This is a genomic window from Thalassobaculum sp. OXR-137 (genome assembly GCF_034377285.1).
Lineage (GTDB): Bacteria > Pseudomonadota > Alphaproteobacteria > Thalassobaculales > Thalassobaculaceae > Thalassobaculum.
The window spans coordinates 3,104,029-3,122,686 of the sequence record NZ_CP139715.1 but is presented as its reverse complement, the minus strand read 5'-3'; the positions used below and the strand labels follow the sequence as shown (position 1 = coordinate 3,122,686).

Annotated in this window: 18 protein-coding genes; 7 read left to right on the top strand and 11 right to left on the bottom strand. The window is 66.5% G+C overall.

Annotated features, from left to right (window positions below; translation table 11 throughout):
* Window positions 1–93: 93 nt before the first annotated feature.
* A complete protein-coding gene (locus T8K17_RS14720; RefSeq protein WP_322330490.1) occupies window positions 94–519 on the top strand; it encodes a hypothetical protein in 426 nt (141 codons plus the stop codon).
* Window positions 520–532: 13 nt separating this feature from the next.
* Here T8K17_RS14720 and T8K17_RS14715 read toward each other — a convergent pair whose 3' ends face one another.
* From T8K17_RS14715 to hemN, 10 genes are all read right to left on the bottom strand, one after another.
* Window positions 533–1,234, bottom strand: coding sequence for a GntR family transcriptional regulator (locus T8K17_RS14715; RefSeq protein ID WP_322330489.1), 702 nt, complete (start codon window positions 1,232–1,234; stop codon window positions 533–535).
* Window positions 1,235–1,285: 51 nt separating this feature from the next.
* Window positions 1,286–1,420 (bottom strand): DUF2474 family protein, encoded by a 135-nt coding sequence (locus T8K17_RS14710; RefSeq protein WP_322330488.1) that lies wholly within the window; start codon window positions 1,418–1,420, stop codon window positions 1,286–1,288.
* Window positions 1,417–2,421, bottom strand: a complete 1,005-nt coding sequence (gene cydB, locus T8K17_RS14705; RefSeq protein ID WP_322330487.1) for a cytochrome d ubiquinol oxidase subunit II — start codon at window positions 2,419–2,421, stop codon at window positions 1,417–1,419. The genes T8K17_RS14710 and cydB overlap by 4 nt, the downstream gene beginning before the upstream one ends.
* Before the next feature lie 5 nt (window positions 2,422–2,426).
* A complete protein-coding gene (locus tag T8K17_RS14700) occupies window positions 2,427–3,818 on the bottom strand; it encodes a cytochrome ubiquinol oxidase subunit I (RefSeq protein WP_322330486.1) in 1,392 nt (463 codons plus the stop codon).
* 161 nt (window positions 3,819–3,979) lie between these two features.
* Complete coding sequence (locus T8K17_RS14695; RefSeq protein ID WP_322330485.1) at window positions 3,980–4,696, bottom strand: ABC transporter ATP-binding protein; 717 nt, start codon at window positions 4,694–4,696, stop codon at window positions 3,980–3,982.
* A complete protein-coding gene (locus tag T8K17_RS14690; RefSeq protein WP_322330484.1) occupies window positions 4,693–5,448 on the bottom strand; it encodes an ABC transporter ATP-binding protein in 756 nt (251 codons plus the stop codon). The genes T8K17_RS14695 and T8K17_RS14690 overlap by 4 nt, the downstream gene beginning before the upstream one ends.
* A complete protein-coding gene (locus T8K17_RS14685) occupies window positions 5,441–6,391 on the bottom strand; it encodes a branched-chain amino acid ABC transporter permease (RefSeq protein ID WP_322330483.1) in 951 nt (316 codons plus the stop codon). The genes T8K17_RS14690 and T8K17_RS14685 overlap by 8 nt, the downstream gene beginning before the upstream one ends.
* Window positions 6,391–7,317: a branched-chain amino acid ABC transporter permease gene (locus T8K17_RS14680; protein WP_322330482.1), complete on the bottom strand. Its 927-nt coding sequence runs from the start codon at window positions 7,315–7,317 to the stop codon at window positions 6,391–6,393. The genes T8K17_RS14685 and T8K17_RS14680 overlap by 1 nt, the downstream gene beginning before the upstream one ends.
* Window positions 7,318–7,409: 92 nt before the next feature.
* A complete protein-coding gene (locus T8K17_RS14675; RefSeq protein WP_322330481.1) occupies window positions 7,410–8,588 on the bottom strand; it encodes an ABC transporter substrate-binding protein in 1,179 nt (392 codons plus the stop codon).
* 233 nt (window positions 8,589–8,821) lie between these two features.
* The gene (gene hemN / locus T8K17_RS14670) at window positions 8,822–10,165 is read right to left on the bottom strand and encodes an oxygen-independent coproporphyrinogen III oxidase (protein ID WP_322330480.1); all 1,344 of its coding nucleotides are present in this window, start codon (window positions 10,163–10,165) and stop codon (window positions 8,822–8,824) included.
* Window positions 10,166–10,339: 174 nt separating this feature from the next.
* Between hemN and T8K17_RS14665 the strand changes: the two genes are divergently transcribed.
* The 4 genes from T8K17_RS14665 to T8K17_RS14650 all read left to right on the top strand — a co-directional run bounded on the left by T8K17_RS14665 (window position 10,340) and on the right by T8K17_RS14650 (window position 16,008).
* Window positions 10,340–11,083, top strand: coding sequence for a 3-oxoacyl-ACP reductase FabG (locus tag T8K17_RS14665; RefSeq protein WP_322330479.1), 744 nt, complete (start codon window positions 10,340–10,342; stop codon window positions 11,081–11,083).
* A 252-nt stretch (window positions 11,084–11,335) separates the two neighbouring features.
* Window positions 11,336–13,030, top strand: coding sequence for a choline dehydrogenase (gene betA / locus T8K17_RS14660; protein ID WP_322330478.1), 1,695 nt, complete (start codon window positions 11,336–11,338; stop codon window positions 13,028–13,030).
* A gap of 140 nt (window positions 13,031–13,170) precedes the next feature.
* Window positions 13,171–14,799, top strand: coding sequence for a choline dehydrogenase (locus tag T8K17_RS14655; RefSeq protein ID WP_322330477.1), 1,629 nt, complete (start codon window positions 13,171–13,173; stop codon window positions 14,797–14,799).
* Window positions 14,800–14,937: 138 nt separating this feature from the next.
* The gene (locus tag T8K17_RS14650) at window positions 14,938–16,008 is read left to right on the top strand and encodes a TRAP transporter substrate-binding protein (RefSeq protein ID WP_322330476.1); all 1,071 of its coding nucleotides are present in this window, start codon (window positions 14,938–14,940) and stop codon (window positions 16,006–16,008) included.
* Between the two features lie 57 nt (window positions 16,009–16,065).
* Here the strand turns inward: T8K17_RS14650 and T8K17_RS14645 are convergent, their stop codons facing one another.
* The gene (locus T8K17_RS14645) at window positions 16,066–16,653 is read right to left on the bottom strand and encodes a carboxymuconolactone decarboxylase family protein (protein ID WP_322330475.1); all 588 of its coding nucleotides are present in this window, start codon (window positions 16,651–16,653) and stop codon (window positions 16,066–16,068) included.
* Between the two features lie 248 nt (window positions 16,654–16,901).
* Here T8K17_RS14645 and T8K17_RS14640 point away from each other — a divergent pair, with 248 nt between their 5' ends.
* Both T8K17_RS14640 and T8K17_RS14635 read left to right on the top strand, forming a co-directional pair.
* Entirely contained in the window at window positions 16,902–17,972 is a 1,071-nt protein-coding gene (locus tag T8K17_RS14640; RefSeq protein ID WP_322330474.1) for a TRAP transporter substrate-binding protein, read from the top strand.
* An 86-nt stretch (window positions 17,973–18,058) separates the two neighbouring features.
* Entirely contained in the window at window positions 18,059–18,634 is a 576-nt protein-coding gene (locus tag T8K17_RS14635; protein WP_322330473.1) for a TRAP transporter small permease, read from the top strand.
* The last annotated feature ends 24 nt before the right edge of the window (window positions 18,635–18,658 follow it).

Here is an 18,658-nt window from a genome sequence, read left to right as displayed (position 1 = left end):
AAATAAATCGATATGCAATTGGTAACCCCAGAAATATTCAGCTAGTTTCCGTCCCGACCGCGCTTCCGGGAGAGGGCGCCAAGGAGACATGAATTGAAATCTGCCGCTGCCCTTCTCGCCGTCATCTGCCTGTTTCAGGCCGGACCCGCCCAGGCCCTGGACATCGTTGTCCAGTACTGCTCGAACAACGAACGAGCCGACCTCAAGGTCAATATCTTCAACGGCTCCGACAGTATTCGCTTCGCGCCTGCCTCTTCGGGTCTGCTGCGGCCGGGCGAAAGCCGAGTTTACTCCTGCAAGGGGGAGAGCTGCGGGTACAGCCTCATCTACCCGATCAGTCTTCCGCGCCCGTCGGCAGGCAACATGTCCAACCTCGCCAACGGTTCCACGTTGGACAAGATGGACGACGGGGGCACCCCGACGGACAGCCCAAGGCTCTGCTTCAGCACCCGCTACAGCGATGACGGCATCCGTTTGCTCAACTCGACCCTCAACCTGAACAAGAACTGCTCCTGCTGACCTGGCGTTCGCCCTAGCGACGCTCCGATTTCAGCGAGAACAGCGCCCCCGGATGAAGCATCGTGGCGTGGGTGATCGGTCGCTCGCCCAGCTTCGACACGCGGTCGATCCGCAACAGCGCCGTGCCCGTCGGAACCTCCAGCGCCTCGGCTGCCCGACCATCGGCGGCCAAGGCGGAGATCTCGTGATCAACGCCGGTATAGGGCACGTTCTCAAGCAGCCAGTGGTTGGCACTGACGGTTGAGAAATCCACGTCCAAGGCCGCCGGCACCTGGTCCAGATTGATCCAGCGGGTGTCGTGCTGGAACACCCGACCGTCGGCCCAGTGACGGCCGACCACATTCAGATGCCGTTCGCCCGCCGCTGCGCCCAGCGCCTCGGCCGCCTCGCTGCCCGGTGCTGCATGGCGGCGGGACAGCAGCTCGTAGCGATAGGCGAAGCCGCGACCTTCGATCTCCTCGCGCACCGAGGGAATGCGGATCAGCACGCCGCCGCTGTCGCGGGCAGCGACCTGGGTCCCGGCCCGGCGCCGGCGGACCACCAGCCCCTCGTCCGCCAGCTCGCGCAGGGCGCGGTGGGCGGTCAGGCGCGAGCAGTTGAAATCGGCGGCGAGCTGCTCCTCGCCGGGGATCATGTCGCCGGCCAGCAGCGCCCCGGACTCGATCTTCGCCCGCAGCGCGTCCTTCACAAGCTGATAGATCGGCGTATCCGCCACGGCATTTGTCTTTACAAATTTATCCCGACACCCGGTATAGGCGCTTCAGCACTACGGGGCCAGCACCAGCTTGATGATCAGCCCGACGGCCCCGACCGCCGCCACGCCGGCCAGCCACAGGCCGACGAACCAGGCGAGACGCTGCAGCTTGCTCCCGTCGCGCGGACCGTACTTGCCGCCGCTCAATGGTAGCCGTCTCCCGCCCGGACCTTCCCGCGGAACACGCTGTAGGCGTAGATCGTGTAGCCGAGGATGATGGGCAGCAGGACAGCGGTGCCGACCAGTAGGAAGCCAAGGCTCTCGTCCGGGGCGGCGGCGTCCCAGATCGAGATCGAGGGCGGCACGATGTTCGGATAGAAGCTGATCCCCAGGCCCACGAAGCACAGCACGAACAGGATCTGGGCGGAGATGAAGGGCTGGTAGTCGTGCCGGCGCAGCAGACCCCAGAACAGGCTCAGAACCGTCAGGCCGGTCAGGATCGGCACCGGCGAGGCCCAGAGCAGCCAGGGCATCGCGAACCACCGCTCCATGTAGACCGGGTCGAGGAACGGCGTCCACAGGCTCACCGCATCGACCATCGCGACCGTTCCGATGGCCGCAGGCCAGGCGAGCCGGTAGCCGTGGTCGCGCACCCCCGCCTCGGTCTTCATCACCAGCCAGGTCGCGCCCAGCAGCCCGTAACCGATCGCCACGGCCACGCCGCAGAGCAGGCTGAACGGCGTCAGCCAGTCCCACCAGCCGCCGGCATAGGCGCGGTTCTCCACATGGATCCCCTGCACCAGGGCGCCGAGGATGATCCCCTGGGACAGGGCGGCGACCAGGGAGCCGAGGGTGAAGGACCAGTCCCACACCCGTTTCCAGCGCACCGTCTTCCAGCGGAACTCGAAGGCCACGCCGCGGAACACCAGGCCGAGCAGCATGGCGGTGACCGGCGCGTACACCGCCGGCATCACCACCGCATAGGCCAGGGGGAAGACGGCGAACAGCCCGCCGCCGCCGAGCACCAGCCAGGTCTCGTTGCCGTCCCAGACCGGGGCGACGGTGTTCATCGCCACGTCGCGCTCCCCCTCGTCGCTGAGGAAGGGGAAGACCAGACCGATGCCCAGGTCGAAGCCGTCGAGTACCACATACAGCAGGACGGCGGTGGCGATCAGCAGAGCCCAGATCAGGGCGAGATCCATCTCCATGACGCTCACTCCTCGCCCGGCGCGCCGGCCTGTGCCATGCCGGCGGCCCGGACCGGTTGATCCTTGTCGAGCCCCGGCTCGTTGTCATGCGGCGCGGCGTTCATCGACCGCAGCACGTAGTAGACGCCGGCACCGAACACCACGAAGTACACCACGATGAAGGCGACCAGCGACGTCGCCACCGCCGGCGCGTCCATCGGCGAGGCGGAGTCGACCGTGCGCAGCAAGCCGTAGACCGTCCAGGGCTGCCGACCCATCTCGGTCGTGATCCAGCCGGCGAGCACGGCGACGAAACCGGACGGACCCATGACGATCGCCAGCCGGTGCAGCAGATCGGGCTCGTACAGCGTTCCCCGCCAGCGCCGCCACAGGGCCCAAAGACCGATGCCGACCATGGCGAAGCCGATCGCCACCATTACCCGGAAGGTCCAGAACAGCACCGTGGCGTTGGGCCTGTCCTCACGCGGCCAGTCGGTCAGCCCCTGCACCGCCCCGTCCAGATCGTGGGTCAGAATCAGGCTGCCCAACTTGGGGATGCCGATGGCGTAGCGCAGTTCCTCGGCCTCCATGTCCGGCCAGCCGAACAGATAGAGCGGCGCGCCGGTCTGGGACTCGAAATGCCCTTCCATGGCGGCGATCTTGGCCGGCTGATGCTCCAGGGTATTCAGCCCATGCAGGTCGCCGGCGACGATCTGGAGCGGCGCCACGACCGCGGCCATCCACATGGCCATGGAGAACATCAGCTTGGCCGGGCGGTTGTCCCGGTTCCGCAGCAGGTGCAACGCCCCCACCGCGCCGACCACGAAGGCCGTCGTCAGATAGGCGGCGAGCACCATGTGGACCAGCCGGTACGGGAAGGACGGGTTGAAGATCACCGCCCACCAGTCCGCCGGCACGAACTGGCCGACCTCGTTGATGGCGTAGCCGGCCGGGGTGTGCATCCAGCTGTTCACGCTGAGGATCCAGAAGGCGGAGATGAAGGTGCCGATCGCCACCATCAGCGTGGCCGCGAAGTGCAGGCCCTTGCCCACCCGTTTCAGCCCGAACAGCATGATCCCGAGGAACCCCGCCTCCAGGAAGAAGGCGGACAGCACCTCGTAGCCCATCAGGGGCCCGAGCACCGGTCCGGTCTTGTCGGAGAACACGCTCCAGTTCGTGCCGAACTGGTAGCTCATGACGATGCCGGAGACGACGCCCATGCCGAACGCCACGGCGAAGATCTTCAGCCAGTAGCGGAAGGTGTCGATATAGACCTGCCGTCCGGTCGCCAGCCACAGCCCTTCCAGAACCGCCAGATAGGAGGCGAGGCCGATGGAGAAGGCCGGGAAGATGATGTGGAAGGACACCGTGAAGGCGAACTGAAACCGGGCCAGGTCGATGGCGAGCGGCAGGTCCATGCCCCGCACTCCTCGATGGTTGTCGCCGGCCCTAGGGCCCGCTGTGATCCCCCTCGTCGCCCCCGTGAACTAGTGCCCACGCCCGGAACGGTCCATGCGGCGTTTCATCACCGCGACAGTTTTGCCACCCTATCACGGCATGCACGGAGGGTGCCTTGCCATCACACGTGCAGATACGTCTCGATCACCGCCCCGTCGGCGCGGAAAGCGGCCGTATCGCCTTCCCAAACCACCTGTCCCTTCTCCACCACCGTGTGGCGGTCGGCCAGGGCCAGTAGGGCGGAAACGTTCTTGTCGATCACCAGGATCGCCTGGCCCTCGCTCTTCAGGGTCGCCAGCACCCGCCAGATCTCCTCGCGGATCAACGGCGCCAAGCCCTCGGTGGCCTCGTCCAGGATCAGCAGGCGCGGGTTGGTCATCAGCGCCCGGCCCACCGCCAGCATCTGCTGCTCGCCGCCGGACAGGCTGCCGCCCATCTGCCGGCGCCGCTCGCCCAGGCGCGGGAACAGGTGCAGCACCTCGGCCAGGCCCCAGCGCGGCGCGCCGCTGCCCAGCCGGTTGGCGGCGGTGGCGATCAGGTTCTCCTCCACCGTCAGTGTCGGGAAGATCTGCCGGCCCTCCGGCACCAGACCGAGGCCGCGGCGGGCGATCTCATGGGCCGGGCGGCCGCGCATGTCCTCGCCGGCGATCAGCACTCGGCCCCCGGTCGGCGGCAGCAGACCCATCACCGCGCGGATGGTGGTGGTCTTGCCCATACCGTTGCGGCCCATCAGCGTGACCACCTCGCCCGCGTGCACGGTCAGCGTCATGCCGAACAGCACAGGGGCGGCCCCATAGCCGGCGGTCAGGTCCGCCACTTCGAGCAGGGGCGCGGTCATAGGATCTCCTCCTCGCCCAGATAGGCGGCGCGGACCTCCGGATCGGCGCGGATCGCGTCGGGCGTGCCCTCGGCGATGACACGGCCGTAGACCAGCACCGAGATCGTGTCGGCCAGCGCGAAGACCGCCGCCATGTCGTGCTCGACCAGCAGGATGGTGAAGCGGCCGCGCAGCCCTTCCAGCGTCTCGGTCAGGCGGGCCGTTTCCTCATGGGTGGTGCCGGCCATCGGCTCGTCCAGCAGCAGGACCTTCGGATCGGTCGCCAGCGCCATGGCGATCTCCAGCGCCCGCTTCTCGCCGTGGCTCAGCGCGCCGGCCCGGATCGGCGCCCGGTCGGCCAGGCCCACGGTCTCCAGACAGGCCATGGCCCGCTCGGTCAGCGCCGTCTCGCGCGCGACGGGCCGGAAGAAGCGGAAGCTGTGGCCGGCATGGGCCTGGGCGGCGACGGCGACGTTGTCCAGGGTGGTGAAGCCTGGCAGCACGTTGGTGATCTGGAACGAGCGCGCCAGACCCAGATGCGAGCGGGCATCGATCGGCAGGTCGGTGATGTTGCGACCGTCAAGTATGACGGTGCCGGCATCGGGGACGACCTGACCGCCGATCTGGTTGATCAGCGTCGTCTTCCCCGCGCCGTTCGGACCTATCACCGCATGAATGGCTCCGGCCTTCACCGCCAGGTTCACGCCATCGGTGACGGTCAGCGCACCGTAACTTTTCCTGAGGCCGGCAAGCTCGAGGATCGGGTCAGCCATCGCGCCCCTCCCGCCGGAAGGCGCGGGCGATGCCGCCGCGGGCATAGAGCACGATCAGGATCAGCATCGGCCCGAAGATCACCCGCCAGTGCTCGGTGAACCCCGCCAGTACGTCTTCCAGGGCCAGATACGCCACCGCGCCCAGCACCGCGCCGTAGAGCGAGCCCATGCCGCCGAGCACGACCATGATGATCAGGTCGCCGGAGCGCTGCCAGGACATGTAGGCGGGGCTGACGAACTCGGCGTGGTTGGCCAGCAGCGCGCCGGCGAGCCCGGCCATCATCCCGGCGATCACATAGGCGACGAGCTGGTGGCGGTACGGATCGAAACCGACGGCAGCCATCCGCGCCCGGTTCTCGCGCACCCCGGCGATGACCCGGCCGAACCGGCTGTCGACCACGCGGCTGGCGAACCACCAGCACAGGGCGAGGCAGGCCAGCACGAAGAAATACAGGGCGGTGTCGTCCTCCAGTACGGGATTGCCGAGGAACTCGCTGCGACCCCAGATGGTCAGCCCGTCGTCGCCGCCATAGGCCGACAGGCTGGACGCCGTGTAGTAGGCCATCTGCCCGAAGGCGAGCGTGATCATGATGAAATAGACGCCGCGGGTGCGCAGGCTGATCGCCCCGGTGACCAGTGCGAACAGACCGGCTGCGAGCATCGCCATCGGGATCGTCAGGGTGCCTTCCCACAGGTTGTGCTCGGCCGAGATGCCGACCGCATAGGCGCCGATGCCGATGAAGGCGGCATGGCCGAAGCTGACCATCGCGCCGTAGCCCAGGATCAGGTCGAGGCTGAGCGCGGCGATGGCGTAGATCATCACCCGGCTGGCGATGTTGGTCAGGTAGCCCTGGCCCGTCGCCTCGGCCACCAGCGGCAGCACCGCGAAGGCGATCAGCAGGATGGCGGAAATCGCCCGCCCGCGCGTGATCCCACCCGGCATCAGGCGCGCCCCGGTGCCGGGAACAGGCCGGTCGGCCGGAAGAACAGCACGCCGGCCATCAGCACGTAGATCAGCATGGAGGCGATGGCCGGGCCGACCTGATTGGCGGCCGAGGGCTCCAGGAACAGCTTGAAGATATCGGTCATGAAGGAGCGGCCGAGGGTATCGACCAAGCCGACGATCAGGGCGGCCAGGAAAGCGCCGCGGATCGAGCCGATTCCGCCGATCACGATGACGACGAAGGCGAGGATCAGCACCCCGTCGCCCATCCCCGGCTCCACCGAGAAGATCGGCCCAGCCATCACCCCGGCGAACCCGGCCAGCATTGCGCCGAAGCCGAAAACCACCATGAAAAGCTGACGCACGTTGACGCCGAGGGCCGAGAGCATCGCCGGATTGGCCGCCCCGGCCCGGATCAGCATGCCGACTTTCGTGCGCGCCACCACAAGCCACAAGCCGACGGCGCAGATCAGCCCGGCGACGATCAGGGCGATGCGGTAGACCGGATACCCGAAGCCGTCCATCACCGGGATCGCGCCCTGCAGAATCTCCGGGGCCGGGTAGCTGAGCGGGGCCGAGCCCCACACGATCCGCACACCCTCATTGAGAAACAGGATCACGCCGAAGGTCGCCAGCACCTGGTCCAGGTGGTCGCGGTCGTAGAAATGCCGGAACACCAGCACCTCCAGCACCAACCCCAGAACCAGGGCGGCGGCCATGGCCAGGATCACCGTGGCGAAGAAGTTCCCGGTCAGCCCGTAGAAGGTGACGGCGAGATAGGCGCCGAGCATGTACTGGACGCCATGGGCCAGGTTGATGAAGTCCATGACCCCGAACACCAGGGTCAGCCCGGCCGCCACCAGGAACAGCAGCACGCCGAGCTGCAGCCCGTTCAGCACCTGCACCGCGAACAGCGTCGCCGTCATCGCACCCCTACCCCGGACGTCTCTCCGGGACCCCTAATAACAGAAACGGGCGGAACCCGAAGGCTCCGCCCGTCCAATCCGGCCGAAGCCGATCACTTCATGCGGCAGTCCTTGGCATGGACGTCGCCGTAATCGTCGAACACCTTCTCCACCACGGTGGTGTGATAGGCGCCGTCATCCCGCTTCACCGCCTTGACCAGGTAGAAGTCCTGGATCGGGAAGTGGTTGTTGTTGAACTTGAAATCGCCACGCACCGAGGCGAAGTCCGCCTTCTTCAGAGCCGCGATCACCGCGTCCTTGTCGCTGAGGTCGCCGCCGACCGCCTTCACCGCGCTGTCGATCAGCTGGGCCGCGTCGTAGCCCTGGCTGGAATACAGCGACGGCACCGAGCCGTACTTCGCCTCATAGGCGGTGACGAACTTCTTGTTGGCCGCGTTGTCCATGTCCGGCGTCCACTGGGAGGACGAGAACAGGCCCAGCGCCGCGTCCTTGGTCGCCGGCAGGGTCGTGCCGTCCACGGTGAAGGCCGACAGGAAGGTCACGCTGTCGGCGAGGCCGGCCTGATTGAACTGGCGCACCAGGTTCACGCCCATGCCGCCCGGCATGAAGGTGAAGAGCGCGTCCGGCTTGGCCGCGGCAATCTTCGCCAGCTCGGCGGAGAAATCGAGGTTGCCGAGCTTGGTGTAGACCTCGTCCACCACTTCGCCGGTGTAGTAGCGCTTGAAGCCGTTGAGGCTGTCCTTGCCGGCCTGGTAGTTCGGGGCCATCAGGAAGACCTTCTTGAACCCCTTGTCCTGGGCGTACTTGCCCATGACCTCGTGGATCTGGTCGTTCTGCCAGGAGGTGGAGAAGAAGTACTCGTTGCAGCCCTTGCCGGCGAAGGTGGACGTGCCGGCATTGGCGCCGATCAGGAAGGTCTCGCTCTCGGTCACCGGGCGGAACACCGCCTGCAGGATGTTCGAGAAGACGATGCCGGCCACGAAGTCGACCTTGTCGCGCTCCAGCAGCTCCTTGACCTTGGTCAGGGCGACATCGGGCTTCAGCTCGTCGTCGACGATGATCATCTCCACGTCGCGGCCGCCGAGCTTGCCGCCGTTCTCGTCGACGAAAAGCTGGAAGCCGTCGCGGATATGATTGCCGAGCACCGCAGGCGGCCCGGACAGCGTCACCATCATGCCGATCTTCAGCGGCTCGGCCGCCTGCGCGGCGCCGAGCGCCCCCGCGACCGTCATGCCGGCGGCCAGCGCCAATGCCTTGAATCCCCTACCCATCATGCCTCTCCCTGGAAGGTCCCTGTTCATGTCCGTCTTGCGCGTCCCATGGTCGCGCCGCCCCGCAGCCGGCCGGCGTCGCGGTGCAGCATGCCCGGCTCTGACGCGGTTTCCAAGTCCGGGGCGCAGCACGCCGCGCCCGGACGATGAAATCGACGGACTCTCAGGGAGGCAATGTCCGGATTAGACCGGGCCGGAGAAGGCCGGGCTGTGGGAGCGAGGGAGTCCGACCGTCACACCGCGACGCTGTGCCGTCCGGCCGACGGGGCCAGTTCCGGGTCGAAGCAGGCCGCGATCGAGCGCCAGTAGCGCCGACCGGCCATCGTGGCGGCGACCTGCCACCCGTCGACCGTCGCAAGCCCGTCCTGCACCAGCGGAACCAGCCGCTCGAACGCATCGATCAGGTCGGCCGGGTCGCGCCCGTGCCGGGCCGCGACGGGACCGAGATCCACCCGGCCGTCGCACAGCACGCGCTCGATCACCGAGCGACGGAGTTTGTCCTCCGCGGTCACCCCAAGGCCGCGCTGGGCGGAGAGCTTGCCTGCTTCCACCGCCTCGCTCCACTGCTTCAGGTGGGGGGCGTTCTGGGCATAGCCGCCCGGAAGCGCCGAGATCGAGGACGGACCGAAGCCGATCAGGGTCTGGGCCGGATCGTCGGTATAGCCCTGGAAGTTCCGGCGCAGGCGCCCCTCCGCGGCAGCCATCGCAAGACTGTCCTGCGGCCGGGCGAAATGGTCGATGCCGATGGCGGTGTAGCCGTCCGCCACGAGCTGCGCCTCCGCCGCCTCGGCCTGCTCGAAGCGCTCCTCCGCTCCGGGGAGCTGGGCGGCGTCGATGGCACCCTGGTTCTTCTTGAACCACGGCACATGGGCGTAGCCGAAGACCGCCACCCGGTCGACGCCGAGCGCGGTCACCGTATCGGACGACCGGCGCACGTGAGCGACAGTCTGGCCGGGAAGACCGTACATCAGATCGGCATTGATGCTGCGGATACCGGCGGCGCGGAGAGCGCCTATCCGGTCGGCGAGGAGCTCGGTGGGCTGAATGCGGTTGATGGCGCACTGCACCTCCGGATCGACGTCCTGCACCCCGAGACTCGCCCGGGTCACGCCGGCAGCGGCCATCGCCTCCACATGGGCGTCGTCGAGGGTCCGGGGATCGATCTCGACCGCGATCTCGGCATCTGGGCGCACCGGGAAAGCGGCGCGCAGGGCCGCCATCACCCGCCCCATCGCCTCCGGCGACATCATGGTCGGGGTGCCGCCGCCGAAGTGAATCGAGCAGACCTCTCCCGGATCCGAGATGCGGCTCGAGACGTGAAGGATTTCCTGGATCAACCGGCCGACGAACCGGTCGACGCGCGAACTGTCGTTCGCGACCGATGTATGGCAACCGCAATACCAGCAGAGCTGCGCGCAGAACGGGACGTGCAGATAGAGCGACAGCGGCTCCGAGGAGGTGAGCTGCTCGAGCCACCAGGGATACAGAGCGCCGCCCGCTCCATCCTCGAAGCGGTTGGCAGGCGGATAGCTGGTATAGCGCGGCAGCGCGGCAGTGGCGTGACGGTGAAGAAACATGGCTCGGTCCCGGTCGCTCGTGTCCGCCAAGAGTGGGCGCCCGCGCGGGCGCAGACATTGATCCAGGTCAATTGGCCGGCGCGGACGACGACGGCGGCACTATTTTGGCTGGTCCCAGGACGCGCCGCTTCGCCTAGGCTGCGGGAAAACCAAAACCGCCCAGGGAGGCCACCTATGCCCGATACCCCCGCCACCGCCGTGATCTCCGGCGCCGGCCAGAACATCGGCCGCGCCATCGCGGTCGCCCTGGCCCGCGACGGCTTCGACATCGTGGTCAACGGACGCGCGAACCGCGACGCCTGCGAGGCTGTCGCAAAGGACGTGGGCGCGCTCGGGCGCAAGGCCCTGGTTGTGATGGCCGATGTCGGCGACTCCGCCGCCGTCGCCAAGCTGAAGGCACAGGTCGAGGCCGAGATGGCGCCGGTAGCGATCGTCGTGAACAATGCCGCCATCCGCCCAGAGAAGCCGTTCCTGGAGATGACGGACGAGGGCTGGCATCGGGTGATGAACACCGACCTGACCAGCGCCTTCTATCTCTGCCGGGCGTTCTGCGGCGCCATGGTCGAGCGCGGCTGGGGCCGGGTGGTGAACCTGACCGGCATGAACGCGATCCACGGCTATGCCGGCCGGGCGCCGGTCTCCGCCGCCAAGCACGGCCTGTGGGGGCTGACCAAGGCGCTGGCAAAGGAATTCGGGCCGAGCGGCGTGACGGTGAACGCGATCTCGCCGGGCCCGATCGACACCCAGCATGCGGATGCCTCCATGACCCATCACATCAAGAGCCAGCTCGACCGGATCCCTGTCGGCCGCCTGGGTCAGCCGGAGGACATCGCCGCCCTCGCCGCCTTCCTGTGTTCCGATAGCGGGGGCTTCATCAACGGCCAGATGATCGCCAGCAACGGCGGCACGCAGACGTAAGAGGGAAGCGGGGCTTCCCTCTTACGTCCCCGCGAAGGCGGGGACCGAGCGCATCGGGTCCCGATCGACCCCCGGATCATGTTCGGGGTCCACCGGGATGACGATCGGAGAAAGCGATCAAAAGGCCCATTCCCGTCATCCCGGCGAGGTCCGTCCCGGATTTAATCCGGGATTGATCCGGCCCTCGGCCGGGACCCAGCCCAAATTGCCGGATTTCCTTGCACCGCCGCGCGCCTCGTGGCATGCGGCCTCATGCCTGATCGTAGCGAAACCATCGACACTTACGATTTCGTCATCGTCGGCGCCGGCTCGGCGGGGTGCGTGCTCGCCAACCGGCTGAGCGAGGATCCGAAGACCAGTGTCCTTCTGCTGGAAGGCGGCGGCAGCGACCGGTCGATCTTCGTCTCCATGCCGTCGGCCCTCTCGATCCCGATGAACATGAAGCGGTTCAACTGGTTCTATGAGAGCGAGGCGGAACCCGGGCTCGACGGGCGCCGCCTGCACTGCCCGCGCGGGAAGGGGCTGGGCGGGTCGTCCTCGATCAACGGCATGGTCTATGTGCGCGGCCATGCCCGCGACTACGACCAGTGGGTCGAACACGGCGCGGCCGGGTGGGGCTATGCCGACGTGCTGCCCTACTTCAAACGGGCCGAGAGCTGGGAAGGCGGGGCCGACGCCTATCGCGGCGGCGACGGGCCGCTGGCGACCTCAAACGGCAACCGCATGAAGAACCCGCTCTACAGGGCCTTCATCGAGGCCGGCGTGCAGGCGGGATACGGCGCCACCGACGACTATAACGGCCGCCGCCAGGAAGGCTTCGGCGCCATGCACATGACGGTGCGCGACGGCCTGCGCTGGTCGACGGCGCGCGGCTATCTGCGTCCTACCAAGGGGCGGGCCAATCTCCGGGTGGTCAAGCACGCGCTGGCCGACCGGGTCATCATCGAGGACGGTCGCGCCACCGGCATCGCCTACTCGTCCCGCGGCATCTCCCGCGAAGCCCGGGCCCGGCGCGAAGTGATCCTCGCTGCGGGCTCCGTCGGCTCGCCGACCATCCTCCAGCGCTCGGGCATCGGTCCGGCGGGTGAACTCAAGCACCACGGCATCCCCATCGTCGCCGACCGGCCGGGGGTGGGCGGCAACCTGCAGGACCATCTGGAGGTCTATTTCCAGTTCCGCTGCACTCAGCCGCTCAGCTTGAACCGGCACCTGTCGCTCTGGCGCAAGGGAATGATCGGTGCCCAGTGGCTGCTGTTCCGCAACGGGCTCGGCGCCACGAACCATTTCGAATCCTGCGCCTTCATCCGCTCGCGCGCCGGGCTGGAATGGCCGGACATCCAGTATCACTTCCTTCCGGGCGCCATGCGCTACGACGGCAATGCCGCCTTCGCCGGCGACGGCTTCCAGGTGCATGTCGGCCCTAACAAGCCGAAGAGCCGCGGCCGGATCGACATTGCCGACAGCGACCCGGAGACCAAGCCTACGATCCTGTTCAACTACCTGCAGGACCCGCAGGACGTGGAGGACTGGCGCCGGGTCGTGCGGCTGACCCGCGAGATCATCGCCCAGCCGGCCATGGATCCCTATCGCGGCGAGGAGATCCAGCCGGGCGCCGAGGTGACCTCCGACGCGGCGATCGACGCCTGGGTGCGATCCAATGTGGAAAGCGCCTATCACCCCTCCTGCACCTGCAAGATGGGCCATCCCGACGATCCCGAGACGGTGCTGCGGCCGGACCTGACGGTCATCGGCGTGGACGGCCTGCGGGTGGCGGACAGTTCCATTTTCCCGACGATCCCGAACGGCAACCTGAACGCGCCGACCATCATGGTGGCCGAGAAGGCCGCCGATCTGATCCTCGGCCGACCGGCTCCGGCGCGCGACAATGCCGAGGTCTGGATCGCCCCGGACTGGCGCACCGCCCAGCGCGAGGCGCAGGCGGGGTAGGATTCTCACCACTCTCTCTTCACTCACTCCCCGGACCTATTCCGGGGAGTGAGAAAGTGAAAGGTGGAAGGAGATTTCCGCACCTTCACCGCCCTCCGCCCGCGCCCTACACTCGCGCGCAAAACGCGTGAGGAAACACCATGACCGCCCCCACCCCGTCCTGGGACTACATCATCGTCGGCGCTGGTTCCGCCGGATGCGTGCTCGCCAACCGGCTGAGCGCCGACCCGGCCAACCGGGTGCTGCTGCTGGAAGCCGGCCCGAAGGACGACAGCCCGTATATCGGCGTGCCCGTCGGCTTCTACAAACTGCTGACCAGCAAGGAGTACAACTGGGGCTTCTGGACCGAGCCGGAGGAAGGAACCGGCAACCGGGCCATCGCCACCCCGCGCGGCAAGACCCTGGGCGGCTCGTCGTCCATCAACGGCCTGCTCTACGTGCGCGGCCAGCCGCTCGACTACGACACCTGGGCGCAGTTCGGCAATCGCGGCTGGAGCTATGAGTCCGTGCTGCCCTATTTCCGCAAGTCGGAGACCTTCGTCGATGGCGGCGACGACAGCCGCGGCACCGACGGTCCGCTGGCGGTGACCACCACCACCGAGAAGCACCCGCTGCTCGACGCCTGGATCGAGGCCGGCGAGCAGTCCGGGTTCCCGCGCAACCCGGACTATAACGACGGAGACCAGGAAGGCTTCGGCTACTACCAGCTCACCATGCGCCGCGGCAAACGGGCCAGCACCGCCCGCGCCTTCCTGCATCCGGTGATGAGCCGGCCCAACCTGACGGTGGAGACCCGCGCCTTCGCCACCGGCCTGATCCTGGAGGGCAGGCGCGCCGTCGGCATCCGCTACACGGTCGACGGCCAGCCGCGCGAGGCCCGGGCCTCCGGCGAGGTCGTCCTGTCGGCCGGCGCGGTCCAGTCGCCCCAGCTTCTGGAGCTCTCCGGCATCGGCCAGGGCGCCCTGCTGACACAGCACGGGATCGACGTGGTCCACGACCTGCCCGGCGTCGGCGAGAACTACCGCGACCATTACGGCACCCGCATGCGCTGGCGGGTCACCCAGCCGATCACCCTGAACCAGCTCACCCGCGGCCTGCCCTTCGTGCGGGAACTGGCGCGATATGCCCTGTTCGGCGAAGGGATCCTGACCTACGGCGCCGGCGCGGTGCATGGCTTCGTGAAGAGCCGTCCGGACATGGACAGTCCTGACGTCCAATTCCACCTGGCCCATGCGAGTTATGCCGACGCGGCCACCCGCAAGCTGGAGAAGGAGCCGGGCATGACGCTCGCGGTCTGCCAGTTGCGCCCGGAAAGCCAGGGCATGATCCACATCAAGTCGCCCGACCCAGCCACCCCGCCGGCTATCACCGGCCGCTTCCTGAGCAATCCGATCGACGTGGACGCGATCGTCGAGGGCATGAAGATCGGCCGCCGGATCGCCGGGGCCGCGGCCCTGGATCCCTATCGCGGCGCGGAAATGACGCCCGGCCCCGACTACACCGAGGATGCGGATTTCGAGCGCTATGCCCGCGAGACCGGCCAGACCCTCTATCACATCGCCGGCACCGCCAAGATGGGACCGGCCAGCGACCGCATGGCGGTGGTGGACGACCGTCTGCGGGTCCATGGAATCGACGGGCTGCGGGTGATCGATGCCTCGATCATGCCGACCCTGGTCTCCGGCAACACCAACGCCGCGACGATCATGATCGCCGAAAAGGGCGCCGAAATGATGTTGCAGGACGCGAAAGCCCACAACGCAGCCTAATCGACGCCATTCTCGGAAGACTCTGAGTCTTTACCAATCGACACCGCTGGTGCCTACTTCCTCCACTACCAAAAATCGACAGCGCTCCGTCCGAAGAGCGCATCGGCAAACAAAATGAAGACAGTGGAGGAAACACGGATGAAGAAGACTCTTTCGGCGCTCGGTGGCGCCTTGATTTCGCTTGGGCTGATGGCGTCGCCGGCCTCGGCGGAACTCGATCAGATGAACCTCAAAGTCGTGGGAACCTGGGGTAACCTCTCCAACTGGAAGGTGAACGAAAGTCCCTTCTGGAACGACACCATGCCGTCGGCCTCCGGCGGCAAGATCACCGCGAACGCCGTGGCCCAGACCGATGTGGGCATCAAGGGCTTCGAGGTGGTCCGCATGCTGAAGATCGGCGTGTTCGACGTGGCCCACGGCGTGGTCGGCTACATCGCCGGCGAGGACCCGATCGTGGAAGGCGTCGACCTGGCGGGCGTGATCCAGAACTGGGCCGACGCCAAGGCCTCGATGGACGCCTACCGGCCGATCATCGCCCGGCAGTTCGAGGAGACCTACGGCGCCAAGCTCATGGCCCTGTATCCGTTTCCCAGCCAGATGCTGTGGTGCAATGCCGACGTGAACAGCGCCGAGGACCTCGCCGGCAAGAAGGTCCGCGTCTACACCACCTCGATGGGCGACCTGATCGAGGGGCTGAACGCCACCTCCGTGACCATCGCGTTCGCCGAGGTCGTTCCGGCCCTGGAGAAGAAGGTGGTGGATTGCGGCATCACCGGCACCATGCCGGCCTATCAGGCCAAGTGGTGGCAGATCGCGACCCATGCTTATCTGATGAAGGTCGGCTACACCGCCACCTTCGCCGCCATCAACCTCACGACCTGGAACCGGATGAACGACGAGACCAAGGCGTTCTTCGAAAAGCAGTTCGCCGAGTTCGAGAAGACCGCCTGGGACAACACGATGGCGGAAGACGAGATGGGGATCATCTGCAACACCGGCGTCGGCGGCAAATGCACCGAGGGCGAGGCCGGCGGCATGAAGAAGGTCGAGCCGAGCGCTGCCGACGATGCCAAGCGCAAGCAGATCCTGGAGACCATCGTGCTGAAGCGCTGGGCCGAGCGTTGCGTGGAGAAGTTCGGCGCCAAATGCATCGACGACTGGAACGCGACCATCGGCAAGGTCGCCGGCGTCCAGGCGCCGAAGCCGTAACCACCTCCCTTACGGGCCCGTCATCCCGCGCGACACGCGGGATGACGGCTTTCCCGGTTACTCCGCCGCCGGCGGCAAGCTTTCCTTGCTGACGCCGCTGGACAGCATGTCGGTCATCGCCCCCTCCTCGACGCCGATCTGAAGCACGTCGTTGAAGCGGTTGAAAAAGCCGCACAGGGCAATCCGCAGGGTGAGCTCGACGATCTGCTCCTCGGTGAAATGCCGGCGCAGCGCATCGAAGGTGGCATCGCGCACCCGGTTGAAGTCGTTGGTCACCTTGACCGCGTAGTCCCGCACCAGATGATCCACCTCGTCGAAGCCGGGGACTTCCTCGTCCAGGATCCGTTCCACGGCTTCCGTCGACACGCCCTGCTCCACAAGGCGGGGAGCGTGGTGGATGACGCAGTACTCGCAGGCGTTCAGCTTGGAGACCACGACCAGCGCGATCTCCAGATAGCGCTTCGGCAGGATGGCCTCGTCGGCGAAGTCCAGCAGCAGCCCCATGATGTGCTTCAGCGCCGGCGGACGGTGGGCGAAAATCTTCACCTGGTTAAGGAACGGCCCATAGTCGCGGGCGAACCGCTCATAGACGGGGCGGACGTCTTCCGGAACCTCATGAACCTCCACGTCGCGAACTCGTGCCATGGCGCTTCTCCCTGTCTGGCAACTGGATGGATCAGTGTGTATACAATATCCCCGGGAGTTGGCCACAGGGCGGTAAGATCATCAATTGCAAGAACAGGTTCGGGTAAAATCCCTCTTAAAATTTGGGGATAATTCCCCCCTTTGACCTGCCTCTGGCGTTGGTGTTGACTGCCGCCCAGTCACGCTGTGGCCAACAATACACAGACGCGCGAACACCACGCGTTCACAAATGGTGAGGAGGCATATGCATGGGTAAAACCCGAATCGCGTTCGGCGCAGCTCTTATCTCGGTCGGTCTGATGGCCGGCCCGGCGGCGGCTGAACTGGACAACCTGAATCTGAAGGTTGTCGGCACCTGGGGCAATCTTTCGAACTGGAAAGTGAACGAAGGTCCGTTCTGGAACGAGACCATGCCCGAGATCTCCGGGGGCAAGATCAAGGCCGATGCGGTGCCGCAGACCGATGTGGGCATCAAAGGCTTCGAGATGATGCGCATGCTCAAGATCGGCGTGTTCGATGTCGCCCACGGCGTCGTCGGCTACATCGCCGGTGAGGACCCGGTGGTCGAGGGCATCGACATCGCCGGTGTCGCGCAGAACTGGGAAGAGATCCGCGGTGCGATGGAGGCCTATCGCCCCATCATGGAGAAGCAGTTCGAAGAGACCTACGGCGCGAAGCTGCTGGCGACCTACCCGTTCCCCAGCCAGATGCTGTGGTGCAACGCCGAGGTCAACAGCGTCGAGGACCTGAAGGGCAAGAAGGTCCGCGTCTACACCACCTCCATGGGTGACCTCGTCGAGGGTCTGGGCGGCACGTCCGTGACCATCGCCTTCGCCGAAGTCGTCCCGGCGCTGGAGAAGAAGGTCGTCGATTGCGGCATCACCGGCACCATGCCCGCCTATCAGGCGAAGTGGTACCAGGTCTCCACCCACGCGTTCCCGCTGAAGGTGGGTTATTCGGCGTCCTTCGCCGCCGTCAACCTCGGCACCTGGAACCGGATGAACGACGAAACCAAGGCCTTCCTGCAGAAGTCGATGGCCGAATGGGAAAACTCGGCCTGGGAAAAGATCATCGCTGAAGACGAGATGGGCGTGATCTGCAACACTGGCGAAGGTGGCACCTGCACCGAGGGCGAGCCCGGCAACATGAAGCTGGTCAAGCTGTCGGACGCCGACACCGCCGCCCGTAAGAAGGCGCTGGAGGACGTCGTCCTGAAGCGCTGGGCCGAGCGTTGCGTTGCCAAGGCCGGCGTGAAGTGCATCGACGACTGGAATGCGACGGTTGGCAAGGTCACCGGTGTGACCGCGCCGAAGCCGTAAGACTTTCCATCCGTGAAGTCGGACCCGGGCGCCGGTCGGTGCCCGGGTCGTCTTCGTATCCCGCAATTGAGCGGAAGGTGCCCACGGTGCTGGACAAACTCCTCGCAGCGAATTTCAAACTCTCCAGCGTCCTCGTCTGGATCGGCGGCGCGGCCCTGATCGGCGCGGCGCTGATGGTGACAGTGGACGTGATCCTGCGCGATCTCTTCCTGGTCACCCTCGGGGGTGCGGACGAGATGTCCGGATATGTCTTCGCCATCTCGACGGCCTTTGCCTTTCCCTATGCCGTCCTGCATCGCGCGAACGTCCGGATCGACGCCCTCTACATCCCCCTGCCCGCCGGGATCCGGTCGATCCTCGACATCGTGGCCCTGCTCGGCATGGCGGTCTTCTTCTTCCCGCTGACCTGGCGCGTCTGGCTGATGCTGCAGGAAAGCTACAAGTTCTGGACCAAGTCGATCACGCCGCTGCAGACGCCGCTGGCGATCCCGCAGACCCTGTGGTTCGCCGGCATGCTGATCTTCTGCGCGACGCTGCTGCTCGTCTTCGTGATCGCCGTGGTCCGACTGATCCGCGGCGACATCACCGGCGTCCACGATATCGCCGGCGTTCCGACCCTCGATGAAGAAATGCAAAGCGGCGACGGCGGCCACGCCGGCTAATCGCCCCACTCCTTGGAGATTGAG